The following is a 16,935-nucleotide window of genomic DNA, read 5'->3' as shown; positions in this document are numbered from 1 at the left end:
AACGCGCCGCTATTCCAGCAGCGAACACTGGGGCGGTAACCGACAGTGAATCGCTGCGGGAAGCACCTCAATGCGGAAGCGTTTGGCGGTGAGCGGCTCGCCGTCCAAATTAAATGTCATATCGTCCGGGGCGGTGATCTCCAGCCAAGGCAGGGTCGCGGAAATCATGTTCTGGTTTTCGCTGCCGGTAAACCAGGCCTGAAGCATATTAGGCAGCAACTCCGTTGCCGACAGCACGCTCAGTTCCAGCAGCCCATCGTTGATCAGCGCCTCAGGGCAAAGCTGCTGTCCGCCGCCTGCCTGACGGCCATTCCCTACCGCGATAACCAGTGTATCGCCCGACCAGTGAAAATCCGGCCCGTGAATCTCACAGCGCTCGGCTTGCAGCATATCCATGCGAAAGAGCGCGTGTAGCACGTAAGAGGCACTCCCCAGCGCGGCTTTCATCTTGGCGGGTGTTTCAGTGGTAATGCGCGTGGCAAATCCGCCCGTCGCCATATTGATGAAATAGTGGCTGTCGTTCACTTTAGCGATATCAATCGCCGTGGCGCGGCCTTTGATCGCCAGCGTCAACGCATTGTGCATCTCCATCGGAATCTGACAGCTGGTGGCGAAATCGTTGGCTGTGCCCAGCGGCACAATTCCCAGACATGGGCGAACCGCTTCCGGCTGCACGGCTAACGCTGCGGCAACTTCATTGACGGTGCCGTCGCCACCCGCCGCGATCACGTTATCGGCTTTGAGCTGGATAGCCTCTTCCACATAGCGTTTGGCATCGCCGTATTCCCAGGTTACGCGGACATGTAGCGTATAGCCATCCTTGCGTAGCTCGCCGATGGCTTCGCGAAGTTCGTCATTACCCGCACTTTTCCCATTCAAAATCAGCAGTGTGATTGGATTTTTTTCCATGTCGTCTTTCTCTGGCTACGATGTTGTTAATACGGAAACGTTGCAGTTAATCATAGTCATTAAATCGGCATGTAGACATCAGAAGAATCGGTGAATATACCCGTCATACTTCAAGTTGCATGTGCGTTGGCTGCGCTACGTCACCCGAATCACTTACCTGAGTAAGCTCATCGGGATTCCCTCTTTTGCCGCCTTCCTGAAGCTCGAATTATTTAGGGTATGTTTGCGGTGGGGAAATACGTGATCGACAGAAAAAGAAAAGCCAGCTCAAGGGAGATTGAGCTGGCCAAGGAGGTGGTTCCTAGTAGTATCACTACGCTTATTTTTTGTTCTATGTTTTCTCAGCGACGCAATATTAACCACAAGGCTAGCGAATTGATGTGATCTGTTTCTAATATTCGTTAAAAAACCCTGAGCTTTGTAACGATACCCGCTGGCTGTTAGCGCGCTTATATGTGACAGAGAAAAGGCGATGGTGGGGGGGCATACCGTAAGGAAGCGGCGTTTTGCTAAGTGTACCGCCGGATGGTTGTGCATCCGGCAGTATGACTAATTTATTCCGCGTTAGGATTGCGCGTGGTGGTGGCGCCCGGTAGATTGCGCAGCAATAGTGCATAGTCCAGCGAGACATCGTCCGGCACCGGCAGATAAACGATATGGCCGTTACCTGGGGCAACCTCGGTCGGCTGTCCTTTGACATTCTGCATCGATTCGATGGTGAATTGAATATTGCCGTTTGGCGTCATCATTTCCACGCTGTCGCCGCAGGAAAACTTGTTCTTCACCTCGACTTCTGCCAGCCCGTCGCGACGAACGCCGGTGAATTCACCGACAAACTGCTGACGATCGGAAACGGAATAGCCGTAGTCGTAGTTCTGGTAATCTTCATGCACATGGCGACGCAGGAAGCCTTCGGTATAACCACGGTGCGCCAGACCTTCCAGCGTTTCCAGCAATGTCGGGTCGAATGGTTTACCCGCGACAGCATCGTCGATGGCGCGGCGATACACCTGTGCAGTACGAGCGCAATAATAGAATGACTTGGTGCGGCCTTCGATTTTCAGCGAATGGACCTGCATTTGCGTCAGGCGCTCAACGTGTTGGATCGCACGCAGATCGCGGGAGTTCATGATGTAGGTGCCGTGTTCGTCTTCAAATGCGCTCATGTACTCGCCGGGGCGCATACTTTCTTCCAGCATAAAGACTTTGTCGGTCGGTTGGCCGATGCCCAACGCAGGTTCAACATTTTTTACCGCGATAGGTTCGTGCTGATGGACGATGTTCCCGACCTCATCCACTTTACCTTCCTGAACCTTATATTCCCAGCGGCAGGCATTGGTGCAGGTGCCTTGGTTTGGATCGCGTTTGTTGATGTAGCCGGACAGCAGGCAGCGGCCAGAATAGGCCATGCACAGCGCACCGTGAACGAAAATCTCCAGTTCCATCTCTGGGACGTTCTGGCGGATTTCCGCAATTTCTTCCAGCGACAGTTCGCGCGACAGAATCACACGCGTTAGCCCCATCTGCTGCCAGAATTTCACTGTCGCCCAGTTGACCGCGTTGGCCTGAACGGAAAGGTGAACATCTATCTGTGGGAAGTTTTCCCGCACCAGCATGATCAAACCCGGATCGGACATGATCAGCGCATCCGGCCCCATTTCGATGACGGGTTGCAGGTCACGCAGGAAGGTTTTTAGCTTGGCGTTGTGTGGTGCGATGTTAACGACCACATAGAATTTCTTGCCCAGTTCGTGCGCTTCGTTAATGGCTTGCGCCAGCGTCTGATGGTTGAATTCGTTATTGCGCACGCGCAGGCTGTAGCGAGGTTGACCGGCATAAATAGCGTCCGCGCCATAGGCAAAGGCGTAGCGCATATTTTTCAGCGTACCGGCCGGAGAAAGCAGTTCCGGTTTAAACATGGTATCTCTCGATTCTGATCACAAGTCAGGCTGCTCCACGGTGGGAACAGTAAAGGCGGAGGATTCTAGCGCTAATAGGGGGGAATTGCAGTAGACGACACACGAAAAGTGGGCCTATTGTTTGACGTAAATCAATTTTTTTGACCTAAATAAAGAATGGCCTGCCATAAACGGATCAGGCCAGATCTCATCGTATTAACGCGTGGCGATACGCGATGTACCGAGGATTTCTCGGTTGTGTGGCTGGTATAAATCAACCTGTGGGCCAACCGGCACAATCTGTGTCGGATTCAGCCACGCAATGCTGTAATAACCGGCTTTGATATGGTCGATATTGACCGTCTCTGCAATGCCTGGCCACTGATACAGTTCGCGCAGGTAATTCGACAGATTGGGGTAGTCGGCAATACGTTTAAGATTACATTTGAACGCGCCGTGGTAGGCCACGTCAAAACGTATCAGCGTGACAAACAAGCGCCAGTCGGCTTCGGTCAGCGTGTCGCCCAGTATGTAACGATGGCTGCCCAAATGATCGTCTAGTTCGTCCAGTGTGGTGAAGAGTGTGGTGACCGCATCGTTATAGTGTTCCTGCGTTTTGGCGAACCCGGTCTTATACACGCCGTTATTGACGTTGTGATAGACGGTTTCGTTCCAGCGGTCGATCTCGCTGTGCAGTTCCGACGGGTAGAAATCGAGGTGGTTGCCAGTCAGGTCGTTAAATTCACTGTTCAGCATGCGGATGATATCCGCCGATTCGTTGTTCACGATACGGCCTTCCACCCGGTCCCACAGCACGGGCACGGACACCTTTCCGGTATAGTCGGGTACGCTGGCGGTGTACAACTGGTGCAGATAGTGAATCTCGCCTGCATGTTCACCGGCATCCTGCGGCGTTGCAAATTCCCAGCCGTTATCTGCGATACGCGGATTAGCAATCGAGAGCGAAATAATGTTCTCCAGTCCTTTCAGCTTGCGAAATATCAGCGTGCGTGATGCCCACGGGCAGAGATAGGAAACAAAAAGCTGGTAACGACCGGCCTCTGGTACCAGCTCGGTTTGCCGAAATTTGGTTTCTTCGCGGTGGAACGCGCCGTTTTTGATCTCTTCCGCCGCGACATCGCCGTTAACCCACTTGCCATTCACTAAGCCTGACATATGCTTTTCCCTTACCTGTTTTTTGCAGGTGACCTATGATCCGCATCGAGTGCGGATGGATACCTGTCATTATTGTAGGTCTAAAATGGTAACAGCCGTGGGAAAAGAGAACATGACAAAATTTTCATTAAGTCGGACAGTATTTTTGACTGGCACGGGAAGGTAGCGGTTAGCGATCTGCCGCCAGCAGGCCGTAGAGCGCAGAATCAGACACTTCGCCGTCTACGATCCAACGCTGCTTTAACAACCCTTCCTGCGTGAACCCCAGTCGTTCCAGCGATTTGGCTGAGGCCACATTACGGGGATCGATTTCGGCTTCCAACCGGCTGAGGCCCGCCGTTTCAAAGGCAAAATCCCGCAGGGCAGAGAGTGCCTCCGCCATATAGCCTTTCCCTTGCGCACTCTCCGCCAGACAGTAGCCGATCTCTGCGCGTTTAGACTCAATCTCAAGGTTGAACAGCACGCAGGTGCCGATCAATTCGCCGCTCTCTTTGACTTCCAGACCCAGTTTCATATACAGCCCGGCACACAGCGCGCTCCAGTATTCGTCAATCGCGTCATTGGCCTGTTCGATCTGTTGCCAAGGTGGGTGATTCCAGAAACGCATGACAACCGGATCGGACATAAAAACGAACAGCGCAGGTGCATCATCACGATAGAGCGGGCGTAGCAGCAGGCGAGGCGTCTGGATTTTGGTGGTTTCGGAAAATAGCGCAGTCATTATCGTGAAAGCCTCTTCTTCGTGGGAAATGGATTGGTGTGCAATGAAAGACGGTTACTTTGACAGATGACTGGCTTGCAGTGCGGCAATATCACCCGCAGCGATGGTTTCCAGATGACGTGTGATTTTTTCTATCGGCCAGTTCCACCAGCACAGTGTTTCCAGAGCCTCGATGACGTCCGGTGCAAAACGCGGCTTCAGGATTTTTGCCGGATTGCCACCGACGACCGTATACGCGGGCACATCGGCAGTGACCACGGCGCGTGAAGCAATAATGGCACCATTTCCGATGTGGACACCGGGCATGATCAGCGCGTCATAGCCAATCCAGACATCATTGCCGATCACGGTGTCGCCTTTATAAGGTAAATCTTCTGGCTTAGGTGTCACTTTCTCCCAGCCGTTGCCAAAAATCTGAAAGGGGTAAGTCGACAGGCCGGAAAGCCGATGATTAGCGCCGTTCATGATAAATTTTGCGCCACGAGCGATAGCACAAAACTTACCGATGATTAATTTATCGCCGATAAACGGATAGTGATAGAGCACATTTTGCTCGAAATTTTCCGCGCCATCGGGATCGTCATAATAGGTGTAGTCGCCAATCTCAATATTCGGGTTGGTGACAATATTCTTGATAAAACACACTTGGGGGAAACCGGCCATGGGGTAGCGGTTATCAGGATCGGGTCCGTTCAAAATGGGCTCCATAACATCATAAGACGGTGGGCTTTATACCTCATTGCAGGGCGCGGCTTCCCAGCGATAGCCGATGCCATACACCGTGCGGATAAATGAGGTTTCTTCATCTAACTGCTCCAGCTTGCGGCGCAGGTTTTTGATGTGGCTGTCGATGGTGCGATCGGTCACGACGCGATAATCGTCGTAGAGCTTATCCAGCAGCGCTTCGCGGGAAAATACCTTACCCGGTTCGGTGGAGAGCGTCTTGAGCAGACGAAACTCCGCTGGCGTCAGGTCGAGGTTCTGCCCCAGATAGCTGGCCTGAAAGCCGCTTTTATCAATCAACAGGGCCGTTTCGCTTTTCTCTGCGGCTTTCACGCCGTCGTTCTGCCAGCCACAGCGGCGTAGCAGCGTTCTGACACGCACGACGACTTCGCGCGGGCTGAAGGGTTTACAAATATAATCGTCAGCACCAATTTCCAGCCCCAGCAGGCGATCGATCTCTTCGATGCGGGCGGTGACCATGATAATGGGCACGTTGGAGAACTGGCGGATGGTGCGGCAGAGCGTCAGACCGTCGCAGCCCGGCAACATCAAATCCAGCAAAATGAGTGAAGGGGAGTGCTGCCGTACCCACTCGACGACATCGTTGCCGTTAGGCAGCCATTGTGTGGCGTAGTCTGCGGCCTGAAGATAATCCACCAGCAGTTGCCCCAATTTGGGCTCATCTTCGACGATCAGAATAGGTGACGCCATAGCGAAATCGGATGCGGTTGTCATAGCTCTGCTTAGTTTCGGTTTCAGGAGTGGCGCTTAATCAGGTACGTGCGACGGAAGCTCAATGGTAATCATCACTCCCCCTAATGGCGAATGTTCAGCATACAGACGTCCGCTATGCGCCTCAACGATATTATTGCAGATAGCCAGCCCCAGACCGGAACCGCCGCTGGCGCGGTTGCGCGAACTTTCTGCACGGTAAAAGCGCTCGAAAATCAGCGTAAGCTGCTCGTCGGTGACGCCGGGGGCGCTATCCTGCCAGATAATGGCCCAGCGTTTATGCTGCTGAACCACGGTAATAGCCAACTGGCCCTGTTCATCGGTGTAACGCAGGCTATTTTCCAGCAAATTATTAAATAACTGACTTAGCCTGTCTGGATCGCCAAAAACGCCAGCCTGAGCCGGAAAATCGGTGGTGAGCATAATCTGTTTTTTCTGGAAGCGTTCATGAAACGCGGCGATAGCAATGTGTAGGATTTGCACGACGTCTACAGACGTTTTGCGGTAGGCCAGCGCGCCGCGATCGGACAGCGTGAGCTGATGCAGATCGTCCACCAGCTTGGTGAGCGTGGCGACCTCCGACTGGAGCGAGTGCAGAGAATGTGCGTCGGGCTTGCGCACGCCATCCTGCAAGGCTTCCAGTTCGCCGCGCAGCACCGCCAGCGGCGTGCGAAGCTCGTGGGATACATCGGCCATAAACGCGCGGCGGGACTGCTCGTTTTTTTCCAACGTCTTGGCAAGCTGGTTGAAATCCTGTGCCAGCCTGCCCAGTTCGTCGTGCGAGCTTGCCGTCACCCGCGTGCTGAAATCTCCCGACGCCAAGCTGTGCATGCCGCTGACCAGCCGTTTGACGGGCGCGAGCAGGCCGCGAGCGGTCAGCCAGGTGGCAATGATAGCGAGCAGCATTGAGAGGGCGACAATCAGCCAACTGGTGCGCTGTTGCTGTTGATCGAAACTGATGTCGGCATTGCGGGTCAGGCGTTCAACGGGCGAAGCGACAATCCAGCCGACGGTCTGATTCTGTACCTGAATGGGCTGCGAGGTGCCTTCATTGGGTATCGGTGCCGGCGATCCGAACAATTTGCGTTTGTTTGCATCTAGCACCCAGAGACGCACTCGCCACCCTTGCATGCTGTTATCGGTGTCGTTGTTCTGATCCATGGAGTGCAGCATTTTGAATACCAGACGCTCATTGTTACGCAGAAATGACCAATCGCCGTGCAGCTGATATTGCTCCGCCAGTGCATCACGCAGTTGCGTAACCCGCTGTTCGTTACCGCGCTTAATGTAGTCGATAAAGCCGCGCTCGAAGCTGACGCGTACGCCCCAGTGCATGGTGACCAGTACCAACATGCAGGTCGCGAAAATGGCGAGAAACAGCTTGGCGGTGATTCCGAATTTCATAACGACCTCACGATTTACGCGCTAGCGTTGACTGTTTTAGGGTGTCCGGCGGAACACGATTAAAAATCAACGCAGGCAGAGCGATGATGACGACCATACTGAGATAGGTGTAGAGAAATACCGTATGGGTTGCTCCACTTTCTGCCGCGATATGCGGTTGAGAAAATATGCCCAGCAGAATACCCGCGATGCTAACCCCCAGGCTGGTGGAGAGCTGCATGGTCATCGACAGCAGACTATTGCCGCCGCTGGCGAGGGGATCCGGCAGATCTTTCAGCGTCAGCGTGTTCATGGTGGAGAAGCGAATGGCGTTCACTGTGCCGAGGAAGAACAGAACCACTGGGATCATCCAAATCCATTGCATAAGTGCGACCAGTGCGAATAGCGCGGTGACCAGTGCCAGCAATAATGTAGACGCGACCAGCACACGGCGGTAGCCGAACCGATTGACGATCTGCACCACGACGCGTTTTATTCCCATGCTGCCAAGTACCATTGGCACCATCATTAGCCCAGCATGGAACGGGGAAAACCCCATTCCTAACTGCAAAAACAGCGGTGTCATAAACGGTAGCATACCGCTGCCGATACGCGCCAAAAGCCCGCCGGTCAGGCCGATAGAAAAGGTATGGGTGTCGAACAGACGTAGATTGAACAGCGCTCGTTCGTTACGACGGGCGTGTAGCCAGTAGCTCAACAGCGCGATGAGCCCGATGGCAATCAGCGCGAAAATGGCAATCGGCGGAATGCCGAGACTACGGTTACCGTCGAGCGCAAGCGTCAGCGTCGCCATGCCGACAGCCAGCCAAACGAAACCGCTGATATCGAAGCGCTGAGTTTGCATGGTGTAATTGGGCATCAGGAACCAGGTTGCCAGCGCGCCGATAATACCAACCGGTAGATTGATAAGGAAAATCCAGTGCCAACTGGCATATTCCACAAGAAAGCCGCCGAGCGCGGGCCCCAGTAATGGGCCAATCTGGCCGGGCAGCGTCACGAACGTCATCGCCGCCATATACTGATCGCGTGGGACGATCTTCATCACCGTCAGACGTCCTACCGGCACCATCATCGCGCCGCCAATGCCTTGAATCACGCGTGAAATCAGCAGTTCATCCAGCGTTTCCGAACGGGCACACAGCAGCGACCCTAGCGTAAACAGCAGAATCGCGGCGAAAAAGATGTTCTTCACGCCGATGCGATCGGCTAGCCAGCCGCTGGCGGGCAGCATCACCGCCACGGTCAACACATAGGAAACGATCACCGAATGCATATGCAGCGGGCTTTCATTCAGACTCGCGGCCATAGAAGGCAGCGCGGTATTCACGATGGTGGTATCCAGCGTCTGCATAAAAAAGCCAAAGGCAACAATCCAGAGCTGCCAGCGGACAGAGGCCGGTTGGGTCATATTCCATGACCCTCTGGATTGTTGAATACATTGGGCATAGTCGGTGGTGTCCTCACATTGCGCATGGTGTTTTTAAATCACGAATACTGCTATTTAGGGGAGGTTTCGTGCGCTGAGCATTTCCCTTGGCGTAAATTATGCTGAGGGAAAGGCAGACTCTCGGATAAGCGGCATGGATGCCGCGCAAGCCGATGTCGCGTCGGGAACGCGTCAACGGCGGTCCGTAAAGAGGATGCTTTTCCCGAAGGCACCGCATAGCGGCATAATTTCCCGCCAAAAAGCCAGGGTTCCAAGGGCGACGGCGATTGAGCCGCCCTTGGTCGGGCGCGTTCGGGGCGCTACTAGAAAAACAGCGAACGTTAAGCGCACGAAACCTCTCCAGAAATGACATATTGATTGTTATCACGACAGTGACAAATCCTTCTCCGGTGCTTTGCGCCGAATCGTCCTCAGTTTGTCGAAAAACAGATACACCACCGGAGTGGTATACAGCGTGAGGACTTGGCTCATCAATAGCCCGCCGACAATCGTGATGCCGAGCGGTTGACGCAGCTCTGCGCCGTCGCCGCTGGTCAGTACTAGCGGCAGTGCGCCAAACAGCGCGGCTAAGGTGGTCATCATAATCGGGCGGAAACGCAACAGGCAGGCCTGAAAAATAGCATCCTGCGCGCTCAGTTTACCGCTACGCTGTGCCACCAGCGCGAAATCCACCATCATGATCGCGTTCTTCTTCACGATCCCAATCAACAGCATGATACCAATCAGTGCCACCAGACTAAACGGCGCGCCGAACCACTCCAACGCCAGCAGTGCCCCCACGCCCGCCGAGGGCAGGGTGGACAGAATGGTCAACGGATGTACATAGCTCTCATACAGTATGCCCAGCACGATATACACGGTGATAATCGCCGCCAGAATCAGCAACAGCTGGGAAGACTGCGATTGCTGGAACGCCTGTGCCGTGCCGGAGAACTGGCCGCGAACCGATGACGGCACGCCCAGCGACGTCATGGTTCTCTCTATCGCCGCCGTCGCGCTGGAAAGATCGGTGCCTTCCGGCAGGTTAAAAGAGATGGTTGAGGCAGCGGACAGCCCCTGATGGTTCACTGACAGCGGTGCGTTGATCGGCTTCCAACTGGCGAAATAAGACAGCGGGATCGGTTTGTTGTCACTATTTATCACGAACATCTTGTCCAGCGAGCTGACATCCTGCGTATAGGCGTCATCCACTTCCATCACCACTTTGTACTGGTTTAACGGTTGGTAAATGGTCGAAATCTGACGTTGTCCGAAGGCGTTGTTAAGTAGCGCATTGGCGGCAGAGACGCTGATGCCTAGCTGTGCCATCGCATCACGATCGTAGGTTAACGCCATTTCCGCGCCTTTATCCTGTTGATCGGAGTTCACATCGGCCAGCTCAGGCAGTTTGCTGAAAGCTGCACGGATCTTGGGTTCCCAGGTACGCAACTCGTTCAAATCGTCAGACAGCAGTGTGTACTGATAGCCCGCGTTCGCTTCCCGCCCGCCGATTCGGATATCCTGCACCGGCATTAAAAACAGGTTGGCACCCGGCTCTTTTGCCAGCTTGATGCGCAGGCGGCTGATCACCTGCTGGGCTGAAACATCGCGCTCGGAAAGCGGCTTCAGTGAGATAAACATCGAACCGCTGTTGGTGCGCGATCCGCCGGTAAAACCGTTAACGTTATCCACCGCCGGATCGCTGCTGACAATGGTCATGAAATTCTGGAGTTTCACCGTCATGGCCTGAAAAGAAATACTCTGATCTGCCTGAATGAAACCCATCATCCTGCCCGTGTCCTGCTCAGGGAAGAAGGTTTTCGGAATGCTGATATACAGCCAAACGTTGAGCGCGATGGTCCCCAGCAATAGCAGTAAAACCCAGCGCGCATGGTTGAGTACCCACTTCAGCGATCGCCCGTAGCCTTGCTGCATGGCGAGCAATACACGATTAAACCCTTGAGTGCGCGGCTGGCTGCGTTTGGGAACGGCACGCAGCAGTCGTGCGCACAGCATTGGCGTCAGCGTGAGCGAGATCAGCAGGGAAATCATGATCGCTACCGACAGCGTCACGGCGAATTCGCGGAATAGCCGCCCCGGCAAGCCGTCCATCAACAGGAGCGGGAGGAATACCGCAACCAGCGATAGACTCATGGATAAAACGGTGAACCCGACTTCTCGCACACCTTGCAGCGACGCCTGTAGCGGCTTCATTCCGGCCTCGATATGGCGGGAAATATTCTCCAGCACCACGATAGCGTCATCCACCACGAAACCGGTGGCAATGGTGAGTGCCATTAGCGATAGGTTGTTCAGGCTGAAGCCACACAGATACATCGCGGCGAAGGTGCCAATAAGCGATACGGGGACGGCCAGTGCCGGAATAGCCGTTGCCCGCCACGAACGCAGGAACAGGAAGACGACTAGAATCACCAGCGCGACGGCGATGATCAGTGATTGTTCCACTTCCGCCAGTGAGGCGCGAATAGTGGGCGAACGATCCTGTGCGACATCCAACTGAATTTCGGCAGGCAGGCTGGCACGTAGCTCCGGCATGGCAGCACGGATATTGTCTACTGTGGTAATAATGTTGGCATCCGGCGCGCGGCGAATCATGACCAGAATCGCGGGCTTCGAATTCGCCATCCCGGCGTTGCGGGAGTTTTGCACCGAATCTTCCACCGTCGCCACATCGCTCAGGCGGACGGCGGCTCCATTGCTATAGTGGATAATCAGTGGCGCGTACGCATCGGCGGTTTTGAGCTCATCGTTGGTTTGTATCTGCCAGCGTTTCTGACTGTTTTCCACATTTCCCAGCGGCTGGCGCACGTTCGCCTGTGCGATAGCCTGCCGTACCTCATCGAGAGAAATGCCCTGATTAAACAGCGCCACCGGATTTAGCGCAACGCGCACGGCGGGGAGCGAACTCCCGCCGATAGAGACATCGCCGACGCCTTCCATCTGAGAAATTTTCTGCGACAGTTGGGTCGAGGCAAAGTCGTACAACTGCCCCTGACTGTAGGTGTCCGAGGTTAGCGTCAGGATCATGACGGGCGCATCGGACGGATTGACTTTGCGATAGGTAGGGCGACTCGACATGCCGGATGGCAGCAGATTCTGTGCTGCGTTGATTGCCGCTTGTACATCGCGCGCCGCACCGTTGATATCCCTGTCGAGGTTAAACACCAGAATGACGCGCGTGCTGCCGAGTGAGCTGGTGGACGTCATTTCGCTAACGCCTGCGATCCTGCCGAGCGCACGTTCCAGCGGTGTCGCGACGGCAGAGGCCATGGTTTCCGGCGAGGCACCGGCCAGCGAGGCGCTGACTGAAATCACCGGGAAATCCACCTGCGGCAGCGGAGACACTGGCAGAAGACGGAAACCCAAGACCCCGCAGAGCGCGATGGCCAGCGTCAGCAGCAGGGTGGCGACGGGGCGGTGAATGAACAGGGCGAAGAACTTCACTCGGTTTCTTCCTCCTGACGCGGTACACGACGGAAGCGTGTCGCTAAGCGGTCAAACAGCAGGTAAATCACCGGTGTGGTAAACAGCGTCAGAATCTGGCTCATGATCAGGCCACCGACCATACAGACCCCTAGCGGCTGGCGTAGCTCAGCGCCAACGCCGGTACTGAGCATCAGCGGCAGTGCACTTAGCAGTGCGGCCATCGTGGTCATCAAAATCGGCCGGAAACGCAGCAGACAAGCCTGATAAATGGCGTCATAGGGTTTCATACCCTGTTCTCGCTCTGCCGCCAGCGCGAAGTCGATCATCATGATGGCGTTCTTCTTCACGATCCCGATGAGCAAGATGATCCCGATAATGGCGATCACATCCAGATCTTTCCCCGCCATCATCAGTGCCAGTAGCGCGCCGACCCCCGCCGTTGGCAGCGTAGACAAGATCGTGATCGGATGGATAAAGCTTTCGTACAGCACGCCGAGCACGATATACATGGCGACAATCGCCGCGACGATGAGCCACACGGTGCTGCTCAGCGCCGACTGGAACGCCAGCGTGCTGCCCTGAAAACGGGTGGTGATATCCGCAGGTAGATTCATCTGCTGCTCGGCCTGAGTGATGGCATCAACCGCTTCGCCCAGTGCATAGCCGCTGGCGACGTTGAAAGAGATCGTCGTCGACGGGAACTGGTCGATATGGTTGATCGCCAGTGGCCCCTGACGCTCTTCAATGGTGGCAATGCTGCTGAGCGGAATCGTACCACCGTCGCTGCTGATGAGGCGCACATCGTTTAGCGCGTCCAGCCCCGTGTTGTTGGTCGTATCATGTTCCAGTACCACGCGGTACTGGCTTGCCTGCGTATAGATGGTGGAAACCAACCGCTGACCAAAGGCGTTGTACAGCGCGCTGTCAACCTGCGACATCGTGATACCCAGACGGCTGGCGCTGTCACGATCGACGTTGACATAGGCGACTGCGGCACCGTCTTGCCAGTCGCTGCTGACATCCTCTAGCTGCGGCAGCTTTTTCAATTCGGTCATCAGCTTCGGCACCCAGACGCTGAGTTCGTCCAGCGACATCGCCTGCAACGTAAACTGGTATTGCGTGCGGCTAATCTGGGTGTCGATGGTGAGATCCTGCACCGGTTGCAGATACAGCTGAATACCGGGAATCTGTGCGGTTTGCTGTTGCAGGCGACTGATAATCTCTGGAATGCGTTCGCTACGTTCACTGAGCGGTTTCAGGTTGATTTGCAATCGACCACTGTTCAGCGCCGCGTTGGTGCCGTCAACGCCGATGAACGAGGACACGCTCTCCACCGTCGGATCCTTCATGATAATGGACGCAACGCGCTGTTGGCGGTCGGCCATATTGCTGAACGAGACCGTCTGCGGTGCCTGCACGGTGCCCTGTATAATGCCGTTATCCTGTATCGGGAAGAAGCCTTTCGGGATCCAGATATAGAGCAGGATGGTCAGCAGCAGCGTACCGAGTGCAACGCTGAGCGTTAGCCACGGATGGTTCAGTACTTTACGCAGCCACGTGCCGTAGGTATCAATCAGGCGCGTGAAGAAACGCTCGCTGGCGCGGGTAAAGCGGTTCTGTTTACGCAGCGACTGATGACTTAGCATCCGGGCGCACATCATCGGAGTGAGCGTGAGCGACACGACGGCGGAAATCAGGATAGATACCGCCAGCGTGACGGCAAACTCGCGGAACAGGCGTCCGACGATATCGCCCATAAACAGCAGTGGGATCAAGACGGCAATGAGGGAGAACGTCAGGGAAATAATGGTAAAGCCAATTTCTCCCGCGCCTTTTAGCGCCGCGTTAAGCGGTTTTTCCCCTTTTTCGATATAGCGGGCGATGTTTTCAATCACCACGATGGCATCATCCACCACGAAACCGGTGGCGATGGTGAGCGCCATCAGCGTCAGGTTATTGATGGAAAAACCGAGAAAATACATAGCGGCAAAGGTGCCAACCAGCGACAGCGGTACGGCAATGCTTGGGATTAGCGTGGCGACGGCGTTACGCAAGAACAGATAAATCACCATTACGACGAGGGCAATAGCCAGCAGCAGCTCGAACTGGACGTCTTTGACCGAGGCGCGAATGCTGGTGGTGCGGTCGGTCAGCGTGGCGACCTCAACGGAATTCGGCAGGCTGGCTTTTAACGCAGGCAGCATCTTGTTAATGCTGTCCGTGGTCGTAATGACGTTGGCACCCGGCTGGCGCTGAACGTTGATAATGATCGCCTGCTGCCGGTTCGCCCAGGCACCAAGATAAATATTCTCGGCGGCCTGCTCAATAGTGGCGACATCCTGAAGCCTTACCGGTGCGCCATTCTTCCACGCGACAATCAGCTTGCGATAATCATCAACGGACTTCATCTGATCGTTGGCGGAGAGCGTTACCGAACGTGTCGGACCATCCAGACTACCCTTGGCGGAATTCACGTTGGCAGCGGTAATCGCAGTGCGGATTGTTTCGCTGGTCAGGCCGTAAGCCGCCAGCGCTGGCGCGTTTAGCCTTACCCGCACGGCGGGGCGTTGTCCACCGGCTAATGACACCAACCCGACACCCGCCACCTGCGAGATTTTCTGCGCGATGCGATTGTCTACCATGTCCTGCACCTGCGTCATCGACATGGCGCTGGAGGTGACGGCCAGCGTCATAATCGGCGGATCCGCCGGATTCACTTTGCTGTAGGTCGGTGGGTAGGGCAGATCGTTCGGCAGCAGGTTGCTTGCCGCGTTGATAGCGGCCTGCACATCCTGTTCGGCGACGTCCAGCGATAGCTCAAGTTGGAACTGAAGCGTGATGACTGATGCGCCGCCTGCGCTCTGCGTCGACATCTGTTTTAGCCCGGACATCTGGCCGAATTGCCGCTCCAGCGGTGCGGTAATCGCTGAGGTCACCACGTCGGGGCTAGCCCCCGGATACAGAGTAATGACCTGAATCGTCGGATAATCAACCTCGGGCAGTGCTGAAACCGGCAGTGCCCGATAGCCGATAATACCGGCCAATAGAATGGCGATCATCAGCAGCGTGGTGGCGACCGGTCGCAGAATAAACAGGCGAGACGGTCCGCCGCCGCTGGCTGGAACGTTATCCTGCATCAGGATTTCTCCCCAGCGATTGCGGGCGTTTTCTCCGTCAACGCTGAGGGCACGATTTCCACTTTCGCGCCTTCTGTCAGGCGGTCGATGCCGTCAGTCACGACCTGAACATCGGCGTCTAGCCCAGCGGTAACCACAACTAACTGACCGTACTGAATACTGGTGGTCACCTGACGCTTACTGACTTCGTTCTTATTATTCAGAATCCAGACGAAGCGGCCGTCATTCCCCATTTGTACGGCGGCAGAAGGCGCGACGACGGCATTTTTCAGCGTATCGACCTTCATGCGGATATTCACGAACTGGTTCGGGAATAGGGCATCATCCAGATTATCAAAACGTGCCTTGAGCTTGATCGTGCCGGTGGTGGTATCGATCTGGTTATCCATGCTCAGCAGGATGCCCTGCGAGAGTTTCTTTTGATTGGCGCGATCCCAAGCTTCCACCACCGGCGGCTGACCTGATTTTTGCGCATTCAGAATCGTGGAGATTTCCGCTTCCGGTACGGTAAAGACCACATCGATCGGATACGTCTGCGTAATTACGACAATACCATTGGTATCGCCGCTAGTGATGTAATTGCCCACATCGACCTGTTTTAAACCTATCCGACCGCTGATTGGGGCAGTGATCTTGCTGTAATCCAACTGAAGCTGTGCGCTGGCTACGGCACCTTCATCGGCTTTTAACGCGCCTTCCGCCTGACGAACGGCGGCGGTCTGCGTATCCAACTCCTGACGGGAGATCAGATTGGTTTTCACCAGTTGTTGATAGCGTGCTAAATCCTGTCGGGTGTTAAGCAGTGCGGCCTGATCTTTTGCCAACTGCCCTTGTGCCTGCGTCAGCTCAACCTGAAAAGGACGCGGGTCGATTTCCGCCAGCAGGTCGCCAACCTTAACCTGTTGCCCTTCCTGAAAGTGTAGCGCCATCAGTTGCCCGTTCACCCGGCTGCGTAGCGTCACGGTATTGGCCGCCGTCACGGTGCCTAAACCGGACAGGTAATGAGGTACGGAAGCGGATTGCGTCAGTGCAGCCTGCACCGGAGCCAGCGTGCGCATGGCAGCACGGCGTCCGCCGCCACTGCCACTATTTTCCGAATGTGACGTACGGGCGGCGTGCTGTTCGCTCGTGCCGGGGGCGGCAGGCGTCGTCTGGGTAAAATGGCGCCAGATCAGGACGGCAATAGCGATAACGGCGGCAAGTATCAGCAGGCCTCGGATACGTTTGGCATTCATAGTGATGGATTACTCTCTCCAGGTTGCGCGGGAAGTACGATCTACCCGTCATACTTCACGCTGCATGTGCGTTGGCTGTCATACCCAGCACGTTATTAGACCAGTGGTCGCATTTTACTAGTTTAAA

The 16,935-nt window shown here is 55.2% G+C and carries 11 protein-coding genes; all 11 read right to left on the bottom strand.

Going from position 1 to position 16,935, the window contains the following annotated elements:
* Positions 1-9: 9 nt before the first annotated feature.
* The 11 genes from yegS to GZ59_RS15395 all read right to left on the bottom strand — a co-directional run bounded on the left by yegS (position 10) and on the right by GZ59_RS15395 (position 16,808).
* Positions 10-909 (bottom strand): lipid kinase YegS, encoded by a 900-nt coding sequence (gene yegS / locus GZ59_RS15450; RefSeq protein ID WP_039292977.1) that lies wholly within the window; start codon positions 907-909, stop codon positions 10-12.
* 554 nt (positions 910-1,463) lie between these two features.
* Positions 1,464-2,828, bottom strand: a complete 1,365-nt coding sequence (trhP, locus tag GZ59_RS15445; RefSeq protein WP_011094715.1) for a prephenate-dependent tRNA uridine(34) hydroxylase TrhP — start codon at positions 2,826-2,828, stop codon at positions 1,464-1,466.
* A gap of 195 nt (positions 2,829-3,023) precedes the next feature.
* Positions 3,024-3,983 (bottom strand): glutathione S-transferase family protein, encoded by a 960-nt coding sequence (locus GZ59_RS15440; protein WP_011094714.1) that lies wholly within the window; start codon positions 3,981-3,983, stop codon positions 3,024-3,026.
* Positions 3,984-4,152: 169 nt separating this feature from the next.
* Entirely contained in the window at positions 4,153-4,704 is a 552-nt protein-coding gene (locus GZ59_RS15435) for a GNAT family N-acetyltransferase (RefSeq protein WP_011094713.1), read from the bottom strand.
* A gap of 54 nt (positions 4,705-4,758) precedes the next feature.
* Entirely contained in the window at positions 4,759-5,412 is a 654-nt protein-coding gene (locus tag GZ59_RS15430) for a Vat family streptogramin A O-acetyltransferase (protein WP_011094712.1), read from the bottom strand.
* 21 nt (positions 5,413-5,433) lie between these two features.
* Positions 5,434-6,162 carry an envelope stress response regulator BaeR gene (gene baeR / locus GZ59_RS15425; protein ID WP_011094711.1) on the bottom strand — a complete coding sequence of 243 codons (729 nt, stop codon included), beginning with the start codon at positions 6,160-6,162 and terminating at the stop codon, positions 5,434-5,436.
* 33 nt (positions 6,163-6,195) lie between these two features.
* Positions 6,196-7,563: an envelope stress sensor histidine kinase BaeS gene (gene baeS, locus GZ59_RS15420; RefSeq protein WP_011094710.1), complete on the bottom strand. Its 1,368-nt coding sequence runs from the start codon at positions 7,561-7,563 to the stop codon at positions 6,196-6,198.
* A gap of 7 nt (positions 7,564-7,570) precedes the next feature.
* On the bottom strand, positions 7,571-8,971 hold the full coding sequence (mdtD, locus tag GZ59_RS15415) for an MFS transporter (RefSeq protein ID WP_011094709.1): 1,401 nt from the start codon (positions 8,969-8,971) through the stop codon (positions 7,571-7,573).
* A 402-nt stretch (positions 8,972-9,373) separates the two neighbouring features.
* Entirely contained in the window at positions 9,374-12,454 is a 3,081-nt protein-coding gene (gene mdtC, locus GZ59_RS15405; protein WP_011094708.1) for a multidrug efflux RND transporter permease subunit MdtC, read from the bottom strand.
* Complete coding sequence (locus tag GZ59_RS15400) at positions 12,451-15,573, bottom strand: MdtB/MuxB family multidrug efflux RND transporter permease subunit (protein WP_011094707.1); 3,123 nt, start codon at positions 15,571-15,573, stop codon at positions 12,451-12,453. The genes mdtC and GZ59_RS15400 overlap by 4 nt, the downstream gene beginning before the upstream one ends.
* Positions 15,573-16,808: an MdtA/MuxA family multidrug efflux RND transporter periplasmic adaptor subunit gene (locus GZ59_RS15395; protein ID WP_011094706.1), complete on the bottom strand. Its 1,236-nt coding sequence runs from the start codon at positions 16,806-16,808 to the stop codon at positions 15,573-15,575. The genes GZ59_RS15400 and GZ59_RS15395 overlap by 1 nt, the downstream gene beginning before the upstream one ends.
* Positions 16,809-16,935: the final 127 nt, after the last annotated feature.

Origin of the sequence: Pectobacterium atrosepticum (assembly GCF_000740965.1) — a bacterium.
Lineage (GTDB): Bacteria > Pseudomonadota > Gammaproteobacteria > Enterobacterales > Enterobacteriaceae > Pectobacterium > Pectobacterium atrosepticum.
This window is presented reverse-complemented; position numbering and strand designations above follow the sequence as displayed.

Excerpts from the sequence above, each read along its gene's own strand:
- yegS (WP_039292977.1), bottom strand. The coding sequence starts at position 909 with ATGGAAAAAAATCCAATCACACTGCTGATTTTGAATGGGAAAAGTGCG.
- trhP (WP_011094715.1), bottom strand. The coding sequence starts at position 2,828 with ATGTTTAAACCGGAACTGCTTTCTCCGGCCGGTACGCTGAAAAATATG.
- GZ59_RS15440 (WP_011094714.1), bottom strand. The coding sequence starts at position 3,983 with ATGTCAGGCTTAGTGAATGGCAAGTGGGTTAACGGCGATGTCGCGGCG.
- GZ59_RS15435 (WP_011094713.1), bottom strand. The coding sequence starts at position 4,704 with ATGACTGCGCTATTTTCCGAAACCACCAAAATCCAGACGCCTCGCCTG.
- GZ59_RS15430 (WP_011094712.1), bottom strand. The coding sequence starts at position 5,412 with ATGGAGCCCATTTTGAACGGACCCGATCCTGATAACCGCTACCCCATG.
- baeR (WP_011094711.1), bottom strand. The coding sequence starts at position 6,162 with ATGACAACCGCATCCGATTTCGCTATGGCGTCACCTATTCTGATCGTC.
- baeS (WP_011094710.1), bottom strand. The coding sequence starts at position 7,563 with ATGAAATTCGGAATCACCGCCAAGCTGTTTCTCGCCATTTTCGCGACC.
- mdtD (WP_011094709.1), bottom strand. The coding sequence starts at position 8,971 with ATGACCCAACCGGCCTCTGTCCGCTGGCAGCTCTGGATTGTTGCCTTT.
- GZ59_RS15400 (WP_011094707.1), bottom strand. The coding sequence starts at position 15,573 with ATGCAGGATAACGTTCCAGCCAGCGGCGGCGGACCGTCTCGCCTGTTT.
- GZ59_RS15395 (WP_011094706.1), bottom strand. The coding sequence starts at position 16,808 with ATGAATGCCAAACGTATCCGAGGCCTGCTGATACTTGCCGCCGTTATC.